Annotated in this window: 20 protein-coding genes; 4 read left to right on the top strand and 16 right to left on the bottom strand. The window is 63.6% G+C overall.

The window, feature by feature from the left end; genetic code table 11:
• Positions 1 to 35 precede the first annotated feature (35 nt).
• The 15 genes from LOC65_RS19165 to LOC65_RS19095 all read right to left on the bottom strand — a co-directional run bounded on the left by LOC65_RS19165 (position 36) and on the right by LOC65_RS19095 (position 9999).
• On the bottom strand, positions 36 to 815 hold the full coding sequence (locus LOC65_RS19165) for a cyclopropane-fatty-acyl-phospholipid synthase family protein (RefSeq protein WP_230248738.1): 780 nt from the start codon (positions 813 to 815) through the stop codon (positions 36 to 38).
• 88 nt (positions 816 to 903) lie between these two features.
• Positions 904 to 1164, bottom strand: a complete 261-nt coding sequence (locus tag LOC65_RS19160; RefSeq protein WP_230248737.1) for a hypothetical protein — start codon at positions 1162 to 1164, stop codon at positions 904 to 906.
• 123 nt (positions 1165 to 1287) lie between these two features.
• On the bottom strand, positions 1288 to 1485 hold the full coding sequence (locus tag LOC65_RS19155) for a hypothetical protein (protein ID WP_230248736.1): 198 nt from the start codon (positions 1483 to 1485) through the stop codon (positions 1288 to 1290).
• 125 nt (positions 1486 to 1610) lie between these two features.
• Positions 1611 to 2078 carry a hypothetical protein gene (locus LOC65_RS19150; RefSeq protein ID WP_230248735.1) on the bottom strand — a complete coding sequence of 156 codons (468 nt, stop codon included), beginning with the start codon at positions 2076 to 2078 and terminating at the stop codon, positions 1611 to 1613.
• 112 nt (positions 2079 to 2190) lie between these two features.
• A complete protein-coding gene (locus tag LOC65_RS19145) occupies positions 2191 to 2781 on the bottom strand; it encodes a lysophospholipid acyltransferase family protein (RefSeq protein WP_230248734.1) in 591 nt (196 codons plus the stop codon).
• 109 nt (positions 2782 to 2890) lie between these two features.
• Positions 2891 to 3265, bottom strand: coding sequence for a VOC family protein (locus LOC65_RS19140; RefSeq protein WP_230248733.1), 375 nt, complete (start codon positions 3263 to 3265; stop codon positions 2891 to 2893).
• A gap of 170 nt (positions 3266 to 3435) precedes the next feature.
• Entirely contained in the window at positions 3436 to 3855 is a 420-nt protein-coding gene (locus tag LOC65_RS19135; protein WP_230248732.1) for a GNAT family N-acetyltransferase, read from the bottom strand.
• A gap of 52 nt (positions 3856 to 3907) precedes the next feature.
• Positions 3908 to 4462, bottom strand: coding sequence for a hypothetical protein (locus LOC65_RS19130; protein ID WP_230248731.1), 555 nt, complete (start codon positions 4460 to 4462; stop codon positions 3908 to 3910).
• 76 nt (positions 4463 to 4538) lie between these two features.
• Entirely contained in the window at positions 4539 to 4940 is a 402-nt protein-coding gene (locus LOC65_RS19125; RefSeq protein WP_230248730.1) for a hypothetical protein, read from the bottom strand.
• A gap of 688 nt (positions 4941 to 5628) precedes the next feature.
• The gene (locus tag LOC65_RS19120; RefSeq protein WP_009857219.1) at positions 5629 to 6063 is read right to left on the bottom strand and encodes a hypothetical protein; all 435 of its coding nucleotides are present in this window, start codon (positions 6061 to 6063) and stop codon (positions 5629 to 5631) included.
• Positions 6064 to 6153: 90 nt separating this feature from the next.
• A complete protein-coding gene (locus LOC65_RS19115; protein WP_230248729.1) occupies positions 6154 to 6834 on the bottom strand; it encodes a hypothetical protein in 681 nt (226 codons plus the stop codon).
• Positions 6835 to 6929: 95 nt separating this feature from the next.
• Complete coding sequence (locus LOC65_RS19110) at positions 6930 to 7340, bottom strand: hypothetical protein (protein WP_230248728.1); 411 nt, start codon at positions 7338 to 7340, stop codon at positions 6930 to 6932.
• A gap of 147 nt (positions 7341 to 7487) precedes the next feature.
• A complete protein-coding gene (locus LOC65_RS19105; protein WP_230248727.1) occupies positions 7488 to 7892 on the bottom strand; it encodes a hypothetical protein in 405 nt (134 codons plus the stop codon).
• Positions 7893 to 8043: 151 nt separating this feature from the next.
• On the bottom strand, positions 8044 to 9393 hold the full coding sequence (locus LOC65_RS19100) for a helix-turn-helix domain-containing protein (protein WP_230248726.1): 1350 nt from the start codon (positions 9391 to 9393) through the stop codon (positions 8044 to 8046).
• 105 nt (positions 9394 to 9498) lie between these two features.
• On the bottom strand, positions 9499 to 9999 hold the full coding sequence (locus tag LOC65_RS19095) for a DUF4240 domain-containing protein (RefSeq protein WP_230248725.1): 501 nt from the start codon (positions 9997 to 9999) through the stop codon (positions 9499 to 9501).
• A gap of 265 nt (positions 10000 to 10264) precedes the next feature.
• On the opposite strand from LOC65_RS19095, the gene LOC65_RS19090 reads away from it, so the two are divergent.
• From LOC65_RS19090 to LOC65_RS19080, 3 genes are all read left to right on the top strand, one after another.
• Positions 10265 to 10675 carry a hypothetical protein gene (locus tag LOC65_RS19090; RefSeq protein ID WP_230248724.1) on the top strand — a complete coding sequence of 137 codons (411 nt, stop codon included), beginning with the start codon at positions 10265 to 10267 and terminating at the stop codon, positions 10673 to 10675.
• 1290 nt (positions 10676 to 11965) lie between these two features.
• Positions 11966 to 12112 carry a hypothetical protein gene (locus LOC65_RS19085; protein WP_155983607.1) on the top strand — a complete coding sequence of 49 codons (147 nt, stop codon included), beginning with the start codon at positions 11966 to 11968 and terminating at the stop codon, positions 12110 to 12112.
• Between the two features lie 210 nt (positions 12113 to 12322).
• Entirely contained in the window at positions 12323 to 13396 is a 1074-nt protein-coding gene (locus LOC65_RS19080; RefSeq protein WP_230248723.1) for an integron integrase, read from the top strand.
• 35 nt (positions 13397 to 13431) lie between these two features.
• On the opposite strand, the gene LOC65_RS19075 is transcribed toward LOC65_RS19080, so the two are convergent.
• Positions 13432 to 13875, bottom strand: a complete 444-nt coding sequence (locus tag LOC65_RS19075) for a universal stress protein (RefSeq protein ID WP_009857221.1) — start codon at positions 13873 to 13875, stop codon at positions 13432 to 13434.
• Between the two features lie 197 nt (positions 13876 to 14072).
• On the opposite strand from LOC65_RS19075, the gene serC reads away from it, so the two are divergent.
• A complete protein-coding gene (gene serC / locus LOC65_RS19070) occupies positions 14073 to 15155 on the top strand; it encodes a 3-phosphoserine/phosphohydroxythreonine transaminase (protein WP_230248722.1) in 1083 nt (360 codons plus the stop codon).
• The last annotated feature ends 21 nt before the right edge of the window (positions 15156 to 15176 follow it).

The following is a 15176-nucleotide window of genomic DNA, read 5'->3' as shown; positions in this document are numbered from 1 at the left end:
CGGACGGCAGCAGGATAGTCGACCGGCGTCCCGGCTCAGGCCGGCACCGCACCCTGCCGCGGCATCAGCGCGAACACGCCCCAGCCCATGTACTCGCGGGTGTAGGTGGCGTGGCGCACCGGCTCGGTGGACAGCCGTGCGCGCACCTCGGGCGCCAGTTCGTCGCCGGGGTTGGCCTCGAGCCAGCGGCGCATCGTGAGCCACTTGGCGGCTTCGTAGCGGTCCCAGCCGTCCTGGTCGGCGAGCACCATCTCGACGACGTCGCAGCCCTGCCGGCCGAAGGACGCCAGCAGCTCGGGCAGCGGCAGGTAGTCGGAGATCGCGTGCGCCAGACAGCCCCGGGCCACGTCCTCGTTCGGCGGCAGCCGTCGCCAGTACGGCTCGCCGACGAGCACGATGCCGCCCGGGCGCAGGCTGCGCAGCAGCAGCTCGACGGTGCCGGCAACACCGCCGGCGATCCAGGTCGCGCCGACACAGGCGGCGACGTCGACCGGCTCGTCGGCGACGTAGCCGGCGGCGTCGGCATGCACGAAGCGCACGCGCTCGGCGACCCCCAGCTCCGCGGCGCGGTGCACGGCCTGGGCACTGAACAGCCGGCTCATGTCGACGCCGATGCCGCCGATGCCGTGGTCGCGCGCCCAGGTGCACAGCATCTCGCCCGAGCCGCAGCCGAGGTCGAGCACCCGCATGCCGGGCGCCAGGCGCAGCGCGGCGCCGAGGGTGGCGAACTTGTCGGGCGTGAACGGGTTGTGGATGAGGTGCGCGCTCTCCATGACGTTGAAGATGCGCGGGATGTCGAGCTCGGTGGCGGGCATGGTGCGGGGCGGGTGGACAAAGCGAGGCGGACGTCGGGCTGACGGCGGCGCGGGCCGGTGGCTGCGGACGGAGCCGCGCACCGGCTGCCTACCTGCGGCGCAGCCAGGCGGGCAGACGCACGAGATCGCGCAGCGTCGGGGGTTCGCCGAGCGACATGACGAAGATCCGAATGGCCAGCACCCCCGCCAGCCACGACGCCGCGAAGATCGCCGCCGGGACCAGCGTCGGCTCCCCATCGGCGAAAGCGCCCGACTGGGCCGCGACCCAGGCCACGCACAGGCCGAACACCAGCGAGGCCACGTACCAGACGATGCGCTGATCTCGCGACAAGGGGGCACGTCGTCTCAAGGTCTGTCTCCTGGAGAGCGCCGCGGCGGCGCCGTTGCACATCCGGCCCGACGCGGGGCCGACCGATCGTCGGTGATGCTACGTCCTGGCCGAGGCCGGCCGGGTTGACCGCAGCCGGACAGTTCACGAATAGGCGACCGTCAAGCCGAGGCCCCCCACCACCAGGACCACCAGGACCGCGCAGGTCGCGATCCGCAGGCAGCCCTGCCGTTCGAGCCATCGGCGCGCCGGACCGGCGTCAGGCCAGCGTCTTTTCACCAGTTCCATCAGCAGGCAGACGGCCGGCACGATCGCCAGTGCCAGCATCAGCTTGAGCGCCACGGAGGAGGTCACCGCCTGCTCGAGAGGCGGCTACACCGAGATCCGACGGAAACCGGCCCCGACCGGAAGACGCCTTGCCGGAGCGATGGCGTGATGACCCGGCCGGACCTCCATGCAGGCTGGGCTCAGGAGGCCGCGCGGGCCGTGCAGTGCAACACCGCGGTGCCACGCAGTTCGTCCGTGCGTCTGTAGCTGCACTGCTGGTTCTTGCCCTGGTCGACGAGCTTCAGGAGAACTGCAGGGGTTCCGGGTATGAGGAGGTACTCGACCACATAGGTGTGCCCCGCCTCCACGACGGCCGTGAGCGACTGCTCGGTGGACCGGTGGTCCGGCGTGACGAAGTAGGCGCGAAGCGTGTGCTGGCCCGGCGCCAGCACCAGCGAGACCGGGTACCCGCCGCCGCCACGGGACGGCAGCGAGGCGCCGTCGACGTGGGTGAAGTGCAGCCTGGCGCCCTGGCGGACGCCCCACACGGTGGCAGCCTCGGCGACGGGCATGCGCTCGGCGGCGCCGACCGCGTAAGGCTCCAGCACCGGCCCCCAAGCGCAGGAGGCCAGAAGCGCGGCGGCGGCAAGAGACAGCGACAGACGCATCGCGTGAGCTGGCGTGTGAACCCGGGAACCTGACGAGGAGGCGGCCCGAGGCGCGTCACCGCGAAACAAGCCGAAATCGGGGAGGCCTGCGGGCCTGTTGGCGGCCATGGCGTCAGTCCGGCGCGAACTGGTCCTGATTGCGGCCCCGGACCCCGGCGTAGAAACGCTTGATCTCCTGCATGTCCTTCTCGACGTCGCCCGTCGGCTCGAACACCGGCCCCAAGCCGCTGACCTTGCGCGCGTAGTCCATGTAGGCCAGGACGATCGGGACCTTCGCTTCGAGCGCGATGAAGTAGAAGCCGGTCTTCCAGTGACGGGTCTTGCCTCGTGTGCCTTCGGGTGGCACGACGAGTTGCAGAGGGCCCTGTGCCGCGACGATCGACGCCGCGGCCGAGGCGACGAGGTTGTTGCTCTTGCTGCGATCGACCGGCACGCCGCCCAGCCAGCGCATCACCGGCCCGAAGGGCCAGCGAAACAGGCTCGCCTTGCCCAGCCAGTAGATGCGCAGGCGCAGGCAGAACGCCACCATGAGCGTGTACGGCAGATCCCAGTTGCTGGTGTGCGGCGCCGCGATGAGGACGCACTTGCTCGCTTCCTTGGGAAGAGCGCCCTCGACCGTCCAGCCCTGCAGACGCAGGACCAGACGGGAGAGGCCGCGGAGCAGATGGTTGACACCCGGGGTGTCGAAGAGGGTGTGGTGCATGGGCTGAGGCCGGCATTGTCCAGCACGCGCGGCGCCCGGGCATGGATCTGTTGCATCGCGTGGGAGACGGGGGCTTGAACCGGCTTGCCGCGGCGAAACCCGTCGAGGTTCAGGCCCCGGCGGGGTGCTGAACGATTTGAAGTTCATTGCCCGACGGATCCTGCAGTGTCGCGAGGGTGCCGCCCCAGAACTGCCTCTCCGGTGGGCCGGTGAAGGGCACTCCCCGCCCGGCCAGTTCCCGATGCGCGGCTTCGACATCTCGAACCGTGAACGACAAGCCGGTGAATCGCCCGACCAGGATTCTCTCCTCTTCGGGAGCGTCATCCGCAACGGTCTCGACCACGAGTTCCGTGCCTCCGGCCTTGAAGACGCAATAGCCGTGCGCGCTGCCGTCGACCTTGATCTGCAGGCCCAGCCCTCGGGAGTAGAAGTCCTTGGCCGCTTCAATATCTCTGACGAAAACTCGGGCGGTGTTCAGGTCCATCTTGTTCCTCTTTGCTGGGAGCGCAGGCCTGGGATATTGGGGGCGGAGATACCTGGGGATATGACAGCCCCCCATGAAGACGGCTAAGCCGCGGCCGTGCGTTTTGATTTCGCAGGACTTTGCCGTGAATGGGTTTGGCTCCACCGTGGGTGTTACATCAAAGTCCGGCATCAAGTCGACGCGGCCGATGGGCGCTTGAACATGACCGTGAACTCGGCTTTGGGGACCTTGAAGCCCATGGCCTCATAGAAGTGCTTCGATTCACCCAGGGCCTTGATGTAGATGGGCGCAGACGGGTAGCCGCGCTCCAGGGCCGCCAGCAGTGACCTTGCTACGCCTTGCCGGCGCCATTCCGGGTGAACCACCAGTTCCCCAAGCAGCGTCGACATGACCCCGTCACTGAACGCAGAGAGATACCCCACCAGCTGGCCAGCTTCTGTACGGGCACAAGCCGTGAACGGGTAAGCGGCGATTGATTGGCCAACGACGGACGGGTCGTTCTGCCCCCAGCCAACCGCATTGAACAGACTGGCGAGTTCTTCTGGGCCCGGGGGCTGAACGAATACAGAGGTGGTCACTGTGACTTCCACCGTTGAATTCTCCGGCCACCGGAGGCGATCGGGCGGAATGTTGGATTGGGCGTCATCTTTTCTCCAACGGCGCAGAAATATCACGTGAGCAGTCGATTTTGGTCACCCCATTGAGCTCCATGCGTCCTCGTCCGCCGGAAACCAAAATGAAGGCCCGAGTTGGGCGAAAATCAAGCAGCAAATTTCTTGTTTGAGCCGGACCAGCCGAAATTTCAACGCGCCCATCTCTTTGCCACGAAAGCCTAAATGGCAAATTGGCGCCCACCGGCAACTCACCCAGCCCCTCTGCCACAGGCCTGCGGCTACCCGTGAAGAATTCGTAGCGAACCTCCAGCCTTGGCGATGTAGTAACCGAACCGATAGAAAGGCGAAATGATGCCTGGAACTTGGAATCATCCACCAGGATAAATGCCAGTGCTGAGGCCCATTTCCCCCCAGGCACCAATTCACCGAGCGCTGCCGTACCAGAAATGGCCCCTTGCGGCCCGACATCTATTAGCTCACAGTCTTCGAAGAGGCCGCCGCCCGCCTGAAAATCGACTGGCAATGCCCGCGAATCAGTACAGAGCGAAAACACTCCTATGGCGATATACAGGATCTTCTTCATGACGCCCGGCGTTTGACATGAGCGGTGACCGACCGGCGCAGCCGGTTGGGTGTCCGCTCGATGGAATGGTTGGGCGTCATGGTGCCTCCTCCACGCGCAGGCCCCGTACGTGCGGCGTTCTCTGCAAGACCTCTTTGAGCGCGGCAAAGAGCATCGCGACGGACTGAGTGCTTTGGTCTTTGCCGAACAATCGGGCTACGAGGCCGCCTTCTGCGAACGCGAACACTCTCCAGTTGTGCGGCCCTTCCTCGCCGCTCGCGCAGGCGACGTAAAGACGATGCGGCGTTGATTCGGCTTGGATGCACCACCCGAAGTCTTCGGCGATGACCTCACCAATGTCCAGACCTCTTGCGCGAAGCTGCTCCGCCAACCAATCGGCCAAGGCCTTTCCGAAGACGCCTGGATTTGTGTGGTCATCTTCACCTGCCTCAGTGGCAAACGCAGAGGAAACGAATTCAAGCAGCGCGCTCTGCCTCATGACGCCCAACGTTTGACATGAGGGGTGACCGACCGGCGAAGCCGGTTGGACATCCCTTCGATGGAATGGTTGGTCGTCATCTACTTGCACTCGGGATCAGCGCCCGCAGGATCGAACCCTTTGGCCCGCACTTCTAGCGTGAGTTCGTACGGAGAATCCGGCGCGAACCACGCCCTGAACTGCAAGTGCTCGTCTTCTTCGGCTTCAGTCGCCAACTCTTCGATTCTTAAGGCAAGCGCCGCTAAGGACTGAACGGGGCCGGCGATCCAGTGATCTGTTATTTGTGGGCGTGACCAAGTGCCAACCTTTAGGTACCAGTAAGGCCCCAGGTGGATGTGCTCGGAGATCTGGGAACTCTTGGGATCGTTTGTGTACTCACGAATATGACGAGCGAAGCCACATAGCCCATCGCGTGTGCCAACGACGCGCCACTGCTTCCGATCGTCATCGCGCTCGTAGTAGAACCCGAGTGACCGCCACTCGCGGCGCGTTGACTCGTTCATCGCTTTGCTTGGCACCGCATCTCCAATGACGCCCAACGTTTGAGCTGAGCTGCGAGCGCAGGTGTAGCGCTTGGCCCGCTGAACGGATGATGAGCCACTCCGGGAAGCGGGCCAAGTGCTACGCCGGAGGGAGTCAGCTCGAGCGAGGGGTTAGGCCTCATGTGGGAACATGCCAGCATGTGGACTCACTTCCAGTGTTCGAATCTGTTGATGTTGACCACGTACTCCGTCCCCTGTGGAAGCAGAGTACGTTCGACTTTGTCGCAAAGCATTTGCTCAACGATCTGCGCTCCTTGAGCGACCTCTCGCGAAACATACTGAGCACACCAGAAGAGCACTTTTCCGTCGTGCTTGAAGACGAGCTCGACGTCGGAGGGCCGAAGCGAGCCACGCGTCCCCACGTTAGAGATTGTGACCAGTGCCCCGGCGACAGTTGTGATGCCCAAAGGTTCGACTCGCGTTACCTTGAGTTCACCTTCGTTCTTCGCGACGTAGTCTGGACCTGGGCGAAGCGATGGCTTGACGAACTCCGACACCAACATGGCCAGCAGCACGCCGAGTGTGAGGCCGAAGCCAGAGATGAGCCAAAGGACGAAGCGGCGGAGGAATTCGTTGTTCATGAGGCCTAACGTGGAGGTGAGGGGCGGCCGGAGCCGAAGGCGGAGGGAACCAAACTGCGCTGCAGTTTGGCTGCCCCCTCGACCGTAGGGTTAGGTTGCACTTCGCCATCCCCGGTGAAGTTTGACAAGCTTTTCACCGCCGTCTGATTTCTTAGGCACCACGCGACAAAAATATTCATCTTTGGGGACGAAGGGAAGATCAGGCTCAAGTTCTGACAGGAAGTGGATCAGCTCTGGGGAACTGGAGGGAAGCGAAAATAAGAACGTGGGTTGAATAAAGCACCTTCGTGAGCCGATAGAGACACCAATACGGCACCCCCGAGCGAAATGACTGCTGTCGGGGCCTCGCGGGACAGGTGGAAGTGACTTCCACTCGAAGCTGTACGAGACGTATAAATCGACCGGACCCAATTGCTGTTTAGGGCGTTCTTCGTCTTTGAACGCAAACTCTAGTGCTTGAGGAAGGTTTGCGTTCGTTAGCTCCCAAACGCTGAAAATTCCTGAGACAGTGGGCGAAGAACCGAATGCAACGATGCCCTCTTCGATCGCTCTTTCGAAAACGGTAGCGTCGGTGTATTCACTTGGCCCCCACACCTTCACGCGCAATGTGGGGCTGAGGTTGGCCTGCGTATGTTTGAAAATGAACTCTTCCGTAGCGGCCCAGGCTCTTCTGGCATTGCGAGCCCTAGAACCATGCCCATGAGACACCGACTTCGGCGGATGGTAGGCGACAAATTCGGATGGCGTTGTCATCGCGGGGTCGTCAGTCATGTGCAACCTAACGTTGGAGTTCAGGGGCCGGCGGAGGGCGAAGCCCGCAGCGAACCGGCAAGCGCAGCTTGACGGCGGTCCCCTGGAACGACTGGTTAGCGCGGCCAGAACGACACATAAGCGCACCAATCGCTATTGAAGGCAGGCCAAGCAAGGAGGGCACCGAGCGTTGCGATGCCAAGGATGAGCGGGAAATATGTAAGCAACTTCTTGAAGAAATGGTCACGAAAAATCTCACTCTCCAGCGCCTTTGCTTCCGCTGAACGTTGCCGCCGAAGACGCCGAATGAAAAGTGGGAAACGCTTTCGACCTGCCCAGTAGCCCCAGCCCAAGAGAAGGGATGACAACAAGGCGCAAAAATGCTTGTGCTCGCCTGTTCCAAGGCAGGCAAGGAACAGGAGGAACGCCGACGTACCCCAAGTGTTTAGAAACAACCACCAATCGCCAAATTGGTGATCGAGCAGTTCGGCCTTTCCGAAGCGAGGCGGATTGTTTGTGATTTCCATAGCGCTAACGCCCAAGGTAAGCGGCGCCGGAGCACCGAAGGTGCGTAGGGCACCAAAAAGGGCCATGAAAATGCCGAAGGCATGGCCCTTGTTGGCGTCCGCTTGACCGCCCAGTTAGGCCACAGATTTTTTCCGACATTGATTGACTCACTTGGACTGCGCTCCTACTAGCAACCTGACTTCAGGAGGTGAGGCGGAAAGAACATTTACGCAATCGTCAACTCCAGTGACCAAATACTCTTTTAACGCGCCGTTCATGTGGGCGCTTATGAAGCCGGAGCGTTTTATCTCCTGCGACAGCCAACCGCCTTCACTGATTTCAAAAATTGAGCCGTTTGCACTTGAGCAAGTTGGCCAAAACTCAGAGAGATCGCGTTCGTCGAGTACGCGAAAACCGTCTACGTCTGCAAAGATCACCTCGAGCATACGCGTGCCACCAAGCTCACAAAGTTCTATGCGCAGGCGACCTAATCGGTATTCAACCGCAACAATCTCGCCTTGCGTGGCGATCCATTCGGGAGCTTCGACGGTCTTTGCAATGACGCTCGTCATATGCGGCCTAACGTTCGAGTTGAGCCGCCTGCGGAGGCAGGCAGCGTAAGCCCGGGCTGAGACAATGTACGAAGTATCTCAGCCCGGGCTTACGTTGCCTGCCGTAGCGGGTCGGCTCGAACGAGGGGTTAGCCGTCACTCGCGACCAAGCCTAGTAGCGGTTCTTCATCATTTCACCCAGTTCTTCTTTGTACATGGAATCGGGTGGCGTGAAGAAGTCGAAGTGCTCGTAGAGGGACAGGGTAAGGGACTTCACGACATCGGGTAGCAAGTCTCTGATGGCGGATGCTGCGAACTGGCCTGTAGTTCGGATGTCGTTCTGCGATGTCTGGTACGTTCCCGCGAGGAATCGCCGCATGTTGTGCACAAACAGCTTTCGCCCCTTTAGTCCATGCCACTCGCAGCTGACGGCTACCTCGAAGTCCTGCTCGAACGTCGCCGTTCCGATCTCCACTACGCGAAGGAGGAACTCACCCAAGCGCCAGATCGGGAGGGTTGCTTCAAAGAGCGTACCGGCCGCTCCGAAGCCCTTTTGCGGATCAAGCGAGTCCTCCTGGTATCCGCGAAGAAGGAAGAAGTTACCGTTGGGGTCAATACGCCAGAAGTCGGCGTGCCCAACGTCAGGATAGTTGGCATCGGCGAGCCAGGCCTCGATACAACCGTCGACGAGCTTCGGGCGGGTTTTCTCCTGATGCAGCGCGACGAAGGCGGGCCAACCCGTGTAGCGCCTGGCGGAGCTGTTGGCTTGAAGGATGGACTGAGCCGTGGAGTTCGACGGCTTACCAATCAGGCGAGCAGCGAAGTGGTAGTGACCGAGCTTGATTTGTGCCGGATGATCCTTCGGGAGGGACTCGTTCAAGGAATGCCATCGCGCCACTGCCGCCGCGACGAATGGGCTCAATCGGTCCAGCTCCGAAGGTTGTGGAGCGATGCCGAAGTCTGAGCCGCTCGGAAGGATGCTGCGCAGGAGCCCGACAATCTCTTCACGTTGATTGGCTACCGCACGACGTAGAAGTCCATCCCATTCCGCAGCTGTTAGTGGTCCGCGACTCTCGGGGCCGGGTGCCCGGATGTAGTACACGTGCTGCTTCAGCGCTCCGCCGGGAGTAGCGCTGTCGGAGCGAACGGGGACCTTCGACCGTCCAGGCACCCGTACGAGCGGGTATTCAAGTCCGGTCTCAGGGTGGCGCTGCAGCGTCACCTCGACGCTGAAAGTCGGCTCGGCCCGCTTCTTGACAATGGCGTTGATCGCGTCCGTCAGATAGGGTTCGAGCGAGGCGGGTCGGTTGGCATCGGGAACAAGCTTCTTGTTCGAGTCCTCCGAGTACCCAAAGAGAAGGAAGCCGCCGCCGTGATTCTCGAGTGCGATAAGCGCCTTCGCTACCAGCCCTTGAGCTTCGTTGTCAGAGAGATCGAGCCACTGCTTCACCTCAAAGTCCAGAGTCTCGCTCGGGCTGAGCAGCCAGTCTTCGAAGCGGGAGTTGATGTCGCGATTCAGCATAGGAGGGTAGCGGTGGGGCCCTGTGACGGCTAACGTTTGACATGAGTCGCGTGGCCCGGCTTGCCGGGGCACGTCAGCTCGATGGAGGGGTTAGGCGTCATCGCGCTACCTTCGCAGGAAGCGGCTGGCCAACCTTGGAAACATTGCTGGCAGTTCAGCCTCCTCCCAGTTTTTACCAGTCGGTGCGGCCAACTCGACATTGAAGTCGCGATCAAGTTCGCCTCCGCCCTTGCTTGCAAATGCCTTCAACGCGGCATAGCCAAAAGCCTCAAGCTCGAAGTAGTCTCCGCGCTGGGGAATCTGCGCCAATGAGTCTGGCGCTGTCAGAGCTTCTGTGAAAGTTGCCTGTCCTTCGGAGATCAGCCAGTCTCTAAAGTACTTGAAACCGTCGTCTGAACTGCCGCCATTCATGAGATAGGCTGCTCCCCAAAGTTCCCTGCTGTTTGCAAGGAGAAGGTAGCTCTCGTACCTACGCTGAAAGGCTTGTATGTCCGGCAGACTCAGTTCCTGAAGGAGCTCTTGAAGAACTGCAGGTCGGCTATTGATATCCGAACCGGCTCTGGCCTTGGCGCGTTCGACCAGACTCCAGAAAGCTTTCTCTTCCATGATTCTCCTTGGAGACGCAGACGCGAGTGATGAAGTGGCCCAGAAGATGGTCGCGGAAGCGACGAGCAGAAGGTGAGAGCGGCGTGCTGGATTCATGACGCCTAACGTTCGAGGTGAGGCGGGACCGACGGCGAGGTGCCTTGCCCGCCGGACGGATGATACGCAGGCCCGGGAGGCGGGCAAGGCGCCTTGCCGTTGGGCCTCGCCTCGACCGAGGTGTTAGGCGTCACGCTTCGCCCGGAGCCGCTGGTAGAAGGGGCCCACCTTGCTTGTGTATCTCTTTGAGTACTTCTGCGATGCCGGCATCGCTTATGGTCGGACGCACAAAAGGAGCGAAAGGGCGTTCGGCTGCGGCCGCGTGCACAAAGACGGTCGTCGGGCCGAGATAGGTATTCAGTCCATCGACCAAATACTGCTGCTCCTCTCTCCATTGATCATCTCCCCCTCGGCACCACTCCTTCAGAAGGGGAAGTCGCTTCCGCTTCCAGGTTGTCGAGACGGCACACCACACGCTGCGGTCTCCGACTACCTGCACACAAACGAATGGACCGGGGCGATCGAGGCCGTCGTCGTTTCGGTCAATCTCTGGATTATTCAGGAGTACTTTGTGATCGAAGTAGGCCACGTTTCCAACCACCACTTCTTGAGTCCGCAGGGGCATGCGCGTCTCCGGTGAGCACTAGAAACTGGAAGTCTAATTCGCACTACGATGGCAAGCGCCTCGTGACGCCTAACGTTCGCGGTAACCGGCACGACGCGGCAGGACGGCACCCGGCAAGAATGAAATGATGCCGGTCGGCGGCATGCCGCGTCGTGTCCGGTTGACCAAGGTGTTAGGCCGCATTTCTACCGTAGCAGGCTATGCCTGCGAACGAGTTGGAGCTCTGAACCACCAGCGACTGCCACACCGAGCCGGGAGCAGCCGCGCTGTCCCTTGCGATAACCATTGACCCTCGAAGAAGTTCGTCACCCCCGTCCGTGTTCATCGTCGTGAGAACTGCGGACACTGACGCTTGATAGTCAGTGCCTTGGCGAATGACGCGCGGGAGCTTGACCACAAGCGTGTGCGAGAGTTTGCCATCCTCTCGCCTGTCGAACAGGCGGGCGGTAAGTGTGGTTCCCGTAACAACCACCGCGGCGTTGCCAGTTACGACGAACCATTCTGGCTTTGTTGATGCTGGGCCAGCAGAGCTGTCTGCAATCTGCGTTCCATGACCGACAACAAAGGTGCATGGCATCGGGCCCGAGGCGAACGCAACAGTCGGAAGCAACACGAACGCAGCGAGGAGCTTCATCTATGCGGCCTAACGTTGCCGTTGACCGGCTGCCGCAGGCAGTCCGGTTGAACGGCCTGTTATGCAAAGCCCCAACGCCGGAGCCGCGGTGATTGTGCGCGGATGAACGCACCGCGACACCCGCGAGGCCGGCACGCAGCAAGGGCGGCGGCGATGGTCGTTACTGCGCGACCGATGCATACCCGGACCCCAGCGCCACCACCGGACCGCGGCCACTGCGGCAGCGCACCTTGCTCGGCCGCGCCCCGCGGGCCGGCGCGCCGATGCTGGCGTACCCTGCCAGACTCTGGCCGCCGTATGGCGCCGCCGCCGCCGATGACCCGCCGAACTGAACCGAACTGGCCTTGAAATTAGCCGTTGCATAACGTAAAGGTGACCGGCACCAAACGGCAAGGCGCCGCGAGGTGCAAACTTTCCAACGGCGTCTCGCGGCGCCTTGCCGTTTGGTGTCCGAGTCGACCGTTTTGTTAGGCATCAGGCTGCGTCAGCCTCCAGGTGCAAAGGAAGTCGGGGTCCACCACGTCCTCATCGCTGTCCTTTAGCGAGTAAGTTCCACGCGGTGCGGGCTCGAAAACCTCAGTCATCGGAGGGAGCGTCTTGAACTCGCCGGCGCGCACACCCAAGAGAGACAGAACGATCCCTGAACTTTCATCCGCCGAGACGACCTTCCCATGAAACTGTTCGCGGCGCTTGAACTCGCCACGCTTGTTCTGGACAGTGATCCCCACCAGGACGTACTTGCCAATGAGCTCTCGGGCGAACGCGTGGTCAAAAGACGGTCGTCCGTCGTCAAAGTGCGCAGGGTGCTGCATTCCTGATGCCCAACGTGTTGTATGCGGCGTACCAACGCCGTTTATCACACCCAACGCCTGCGTAACAGCCCCCAGCCGGGGCGCCTCAAGTGCTTGTCGGATCACACTTTTCTCCCTGTTGACCGACCCTGGCAGCGGCGTAAAAGTGACGACAAAAGCGGCGTCGGTTACAGCTCATTCTGGGCGGCGTCCGCCGGCTTGCCAAGGGAGGCCGCCATGGTGTCGTCCACCGCTTGTACTGCACCCGCAGCCACCACCCCGGCCGCTGATCCGCCGGCGGCCAACGCAGCCGCCACGGCCCCCGCAACCCGGGCCCCGGCCCCTCGCCGCCTGCTCGACCAGCTCCGCGACGCCCTGCGCAGCTGCCACTACAGCCTGCGCACCGAGCAGGCCTATGTGCACTGGACCAAGGCCTTCATCCGCTTCCACGGCCTGCGCCACCCGGCGACGATGGCCGGGCCGGAGGTCGCGGCCTTTCTCTGCCACCTGGCCGCCGAGCGTGGGCTGTCGGTGTCCAGCCACCGCCAGGCGCTGTCGGCGCTGCTGTTCCTCTACGGCAAGGTGCTCGGCCAGTCGCTGCCGTGGATGGACGAGATCGGCCGCCCGGTGCCCAAGCGCCGGCTGCCGGTGGTGCTGTCACCCGCCGAGGTGGCCGCCGTGCTGGCCCGGCTGGACGGCACCTACCGCCTGCTCGGCGAGCTGCTGTACGGCACCGGCCTGCGCATCACCGAAGCGCTGCAGCTGCGCGTGAAGGACGTCGACTTCGCGCAGCGCGCGATCCTCGTGCGCGCCGGCAAGGGCGGCAAGGACCGCGTCGTGATGCTGCCGGCCGCGCTGGAGGCGCCGCTGCGCGATCAGTTGCGCGCCGTGCACGCGGTCTGGGCCGAGGACGCGGCAGCAGGCCGCGCCGGCGTGCAGCTGCCCGACGCGCTGGAGCGCAAATACCCGCGCGCCGGCGCGAGCTGGGCCTGGTTCTGGGTCTTCCCGCAGGGCCGTCATTCGGCGGACCCGCGCAGCGGCGTCGTGCGCCGCCATCACCTGGTGCCGGGCAGCTTCCAGCGTGCGTTCGCCCGCGCGCTGCAGGCCGCCGGCGTCGCCAAGCCGGCCACGCCGCACACGCTGCGCCACAGCTTCGCCACGCACCTGCTGCAGTCGGGCAGCGACATCCGCACCGTGCAGGAGCTGCTGGGCCACGCGGATGTCGCGACGACGATGATCTACACCCACGTGCTGCGGCTGGGCGGCTTCGCGGTGCAGAGCCCGCTCGACCGGCTGGCGCCGGCGCGCTGATCGCCCGCCCGGCGCCGCGGGCCGTCAGGCGGCGCTCAGTGCAGCACCAGCACCGGCAGCTTGCAGCGCGTCATCACGTTCTTGGTGTGCGAGCCGAACAGCAGCTCGCCGAAGACGCCGCGCCCGTGCGTGGCCATCACGATCAGGTCGCAGCCGAACTCCTTGGCCGCGTCGACGATGGCCTCGTCGATGGCGTCGGTGCGCAGGAACTTGCCCTGGTACTGCACGCCCTGGTCCCGCGCCCGCTCGCCGATGCGCGCCAGCACCTGGCGCGCGTGCTGCTCGGTGCGCGCCATGTGCGCGTCGGCGTCGCGCTTGTAGACCGACGGGCTGCTGCCCATGTTGGGCAGCGGCGGCATCGGCTCGGCGACGAAGGCCGTCAGCGACGCGCCCAGCTTGGCAGCCAGGTCGATCGCGGTCTGCGCGGCCTTCTCGGAGAGTTCGGTGCCGTCGACCGGCACGAGCAGGTGCTGGAACATCTCGCTTCCTCTTGGCGCCCCGGGGGCGGGGCTTGCAACCCAGTCTAGGTGCGTGCGCCCCCGGGATATTGACCAAACTCAAGACGCAGGACAACCACCGGGGCCGCGCCCCGGGCCGGCCCCGACCGGATCAGAACTGGCACGCGTCGCGCCCGGGATAATCGGCGCTTCGAGCCACTGCCCAGGAGATGCTTCCGATGCGCCGCGTCCACAACTTCAGCGCCGGCCCCGCCGCCTTGCCCGAACCGGTGCTGCGCCAGGCCGCGGAGGAAATGCTGGACTGGCACGGCAGCGGCATGTCGGTCATGGAGATGAGCCACCGCGGCAAGCACTTCACGGCCATCGCCGAGGAAGCCGAGACGCTGCTGCGCGAGCTGCTCGCGGTGCCCGCCAACTACAAGATCCTGTTCATGCAGGGCGGCGCGATCGCCGAGAACGCGATCGTGCCGATGAACCTGCTGCGCGGCCGCGCCGGCGCCGACTACGTCGACACCGGTGAATGGAGCCGGCGCTCGATCGCCGAGGCGCGCCGCTACGGCCAGGTCAACGTCGTCGCCAGCAACGCCGACGGCGGCTCGGTGTCGATCCCGCCGCGCGACAGCTGGAAGCTCGACCCGAACGCCGCTTACGTGCACATCTGCACCAACGAGACCATCGGCGGCGTGCAGTACCACTGGACGCCCGAGGTCGGCGACGTGCCGCTGGTCGGCGACATGTCCAGCGACATCCTGTCGCGCCCGATCGACGTCTCGCGCTACGGCCTGATCTACGCCGGCGCGCAGAAGAACATCGGCCCCTCGGGGCTGACGATCGTCATCGTGCGCGAAGACCTGCTCGGCGGCGCCCTGCCCTGCACGCCGACGGCCTTCGACTACCAGGTCGTCGCTGAGCACGGCTCGATGTACAACACCCCGCCCACCTACGCGATCTACATCGCCGGCCTGGTGTTCAACTGGCTGAAGGCGCGCGGCGGCCTGACCGCGATGGCCGAGCACAATCGCGTCAAGGCGGCGCTGCTCTACGACTTCCTGGACTCGACCTCGTTCTACTCGAGCCCGATCGCGCGCGACTGCCGCTCGTGGATGAACGTGCCGTTCCGCCTGCACGACAGCGCGCTCGACGCCGCCTTCCTGAAGGGTGCCGACGAACGCGGGCTGGTGCAGCTCAAGGGCCACCGCATCGTCGGCGGCATGCGCGCGTCGATCTACAACGCGATGCCGATCGAGGGCGTGCAGGCGCTGGTGGCCTACATGAAGGAGTTCGAGGCCGCGCACGGCTGAACGCACGCGGCCGGCCGGCTG

It is taken from the genome of Rubrivivax sp. JA1055 (assembly GCF_020966565.1).
Lineage (GTDB): Bacteria > Pseudomonadota > Gammaproteobacteria > Burkholderiales > Burkholderiaceae_C > Rubrivivax > Rubrivivax benzoatilyticus.
Note: the sequence above shows the minus strand (reverse complement) of the source record. Positions and strands in the feature narration are given on the sequence as shown.

Bases quoted from the DNA above. Each gene is read 5' to 3' on its own strand.
- LOC65_RS19165 (WP_230248738.1), bottom strand. From the start codon at position 815: ATGCCCGCCACCGAGCTCGACATCCCGCGCATCTTCAACGTCATGGAG.
- LOC65_RS19150 (WP_230248735.1), bottom strand. From the start codon at position 2,078: ATGCGTCTGTCGCTGTCTCTTGCCGCCGCCGCGCTTCTGGCCTCCTGC.
- LOC65_RS19145 (WP_230248734.1), bottom strand. From the start codon at position 2,781: ATGCACCACACCCTCTTCGACACCCCGGGTGTCAACCATCTGCTCCGC.
- LOC65_RS19140 (WP_230248733.1), bottom strand. From the start codon at position 3,265: ATGGACCTGAACACCGCCCGAGTTTTCGTCAGAGATATTGAAGCGGCC.
- LOC65_RS19130 (WP_230248731.1), bottom strand. From the start codon at position 4,462: ATGAAGAAGATCCTGTATATCGCCATAGGAGTGTTTTCGCTCTGTACT.
- LOC65_RS19125 (WP_230248730.1), bottom strand. From the start codon at position 4,940: ATGAGGCAGAGCGCGCTGCTTGAATTCGTTTCCTCTGCGTTTGCCACT.
- LOC65_RS19120 (WP_009857219.1), bottom strand. From the start codon at position 6,063: ATGAACAACGAATTCCTCCGCCGCTTCGTCCTTTGGCTCATCTCTGGC.
- LOC65_RS19115 (WP_230248729.1), bottom strand. From the start codon at position 6,834: ATGACTGACGACCCCGCGATGACAACGCCATCCGAATTTGTCGCCTAC.
- LOC65_RS19110 (WP_230248728.1), bottom strand. From the start codon at position 7,340: ATGGAAATCACAAACAATCCGCCTCGCTTCGGAAAGGCCGAACTGCTC.
- LOC65_RS19105 (WP_230248727.1), bottom strand. From the start codon at position 7,892: ATGACGAGCGTCATTGCAAAGACCGTCGAAGCTCCCGAATGGATCGCC.
- LOC65_RS19100 (WP_230248726.1), bottom strand. From the start codon at position 9,393: ATGCTGAATCGCGACATCAACTCCCGCTTCGAAGACTGGCTGCTCAGC.
- LOC65_RS19095 (WP_230248725.1), bottom strand. From the start codon at position 9,999: ATGGAAGAGAAAGCTTTCTGGAGTCTGGTCGAACGCGCCAAGGCCAGA.
- LOC65_RS19085 (WP_155983607.1), top strand. From the start codon at position 11,966: ATGAAACTGTTCGCGGCGCTTGAACTCGCCACGCTTGTTCTGGACAGT.
- LOC65_RS19080 (WP_230248723.1), top strand. From the start codon at position 12,323: ATGGTGTCGTCCACCGCTTGTACTGCACCCGCAGCCACCACCCCGGCC.
- LOC65_RS19075 (WP_009857221.1), bottom strand. From the start codon at position 13,875: ATGTTCCAGCACCTGCTCGTGCCGGTCGACGGCACCGAACTCTCCGAG.
- serC (WP_230248722.1), top strand. From the start codon at position 14,073: ATGCGCCGCGTCCACAACTTCAGCGCCGGCCCCGCCGCCTTGCCCGAA.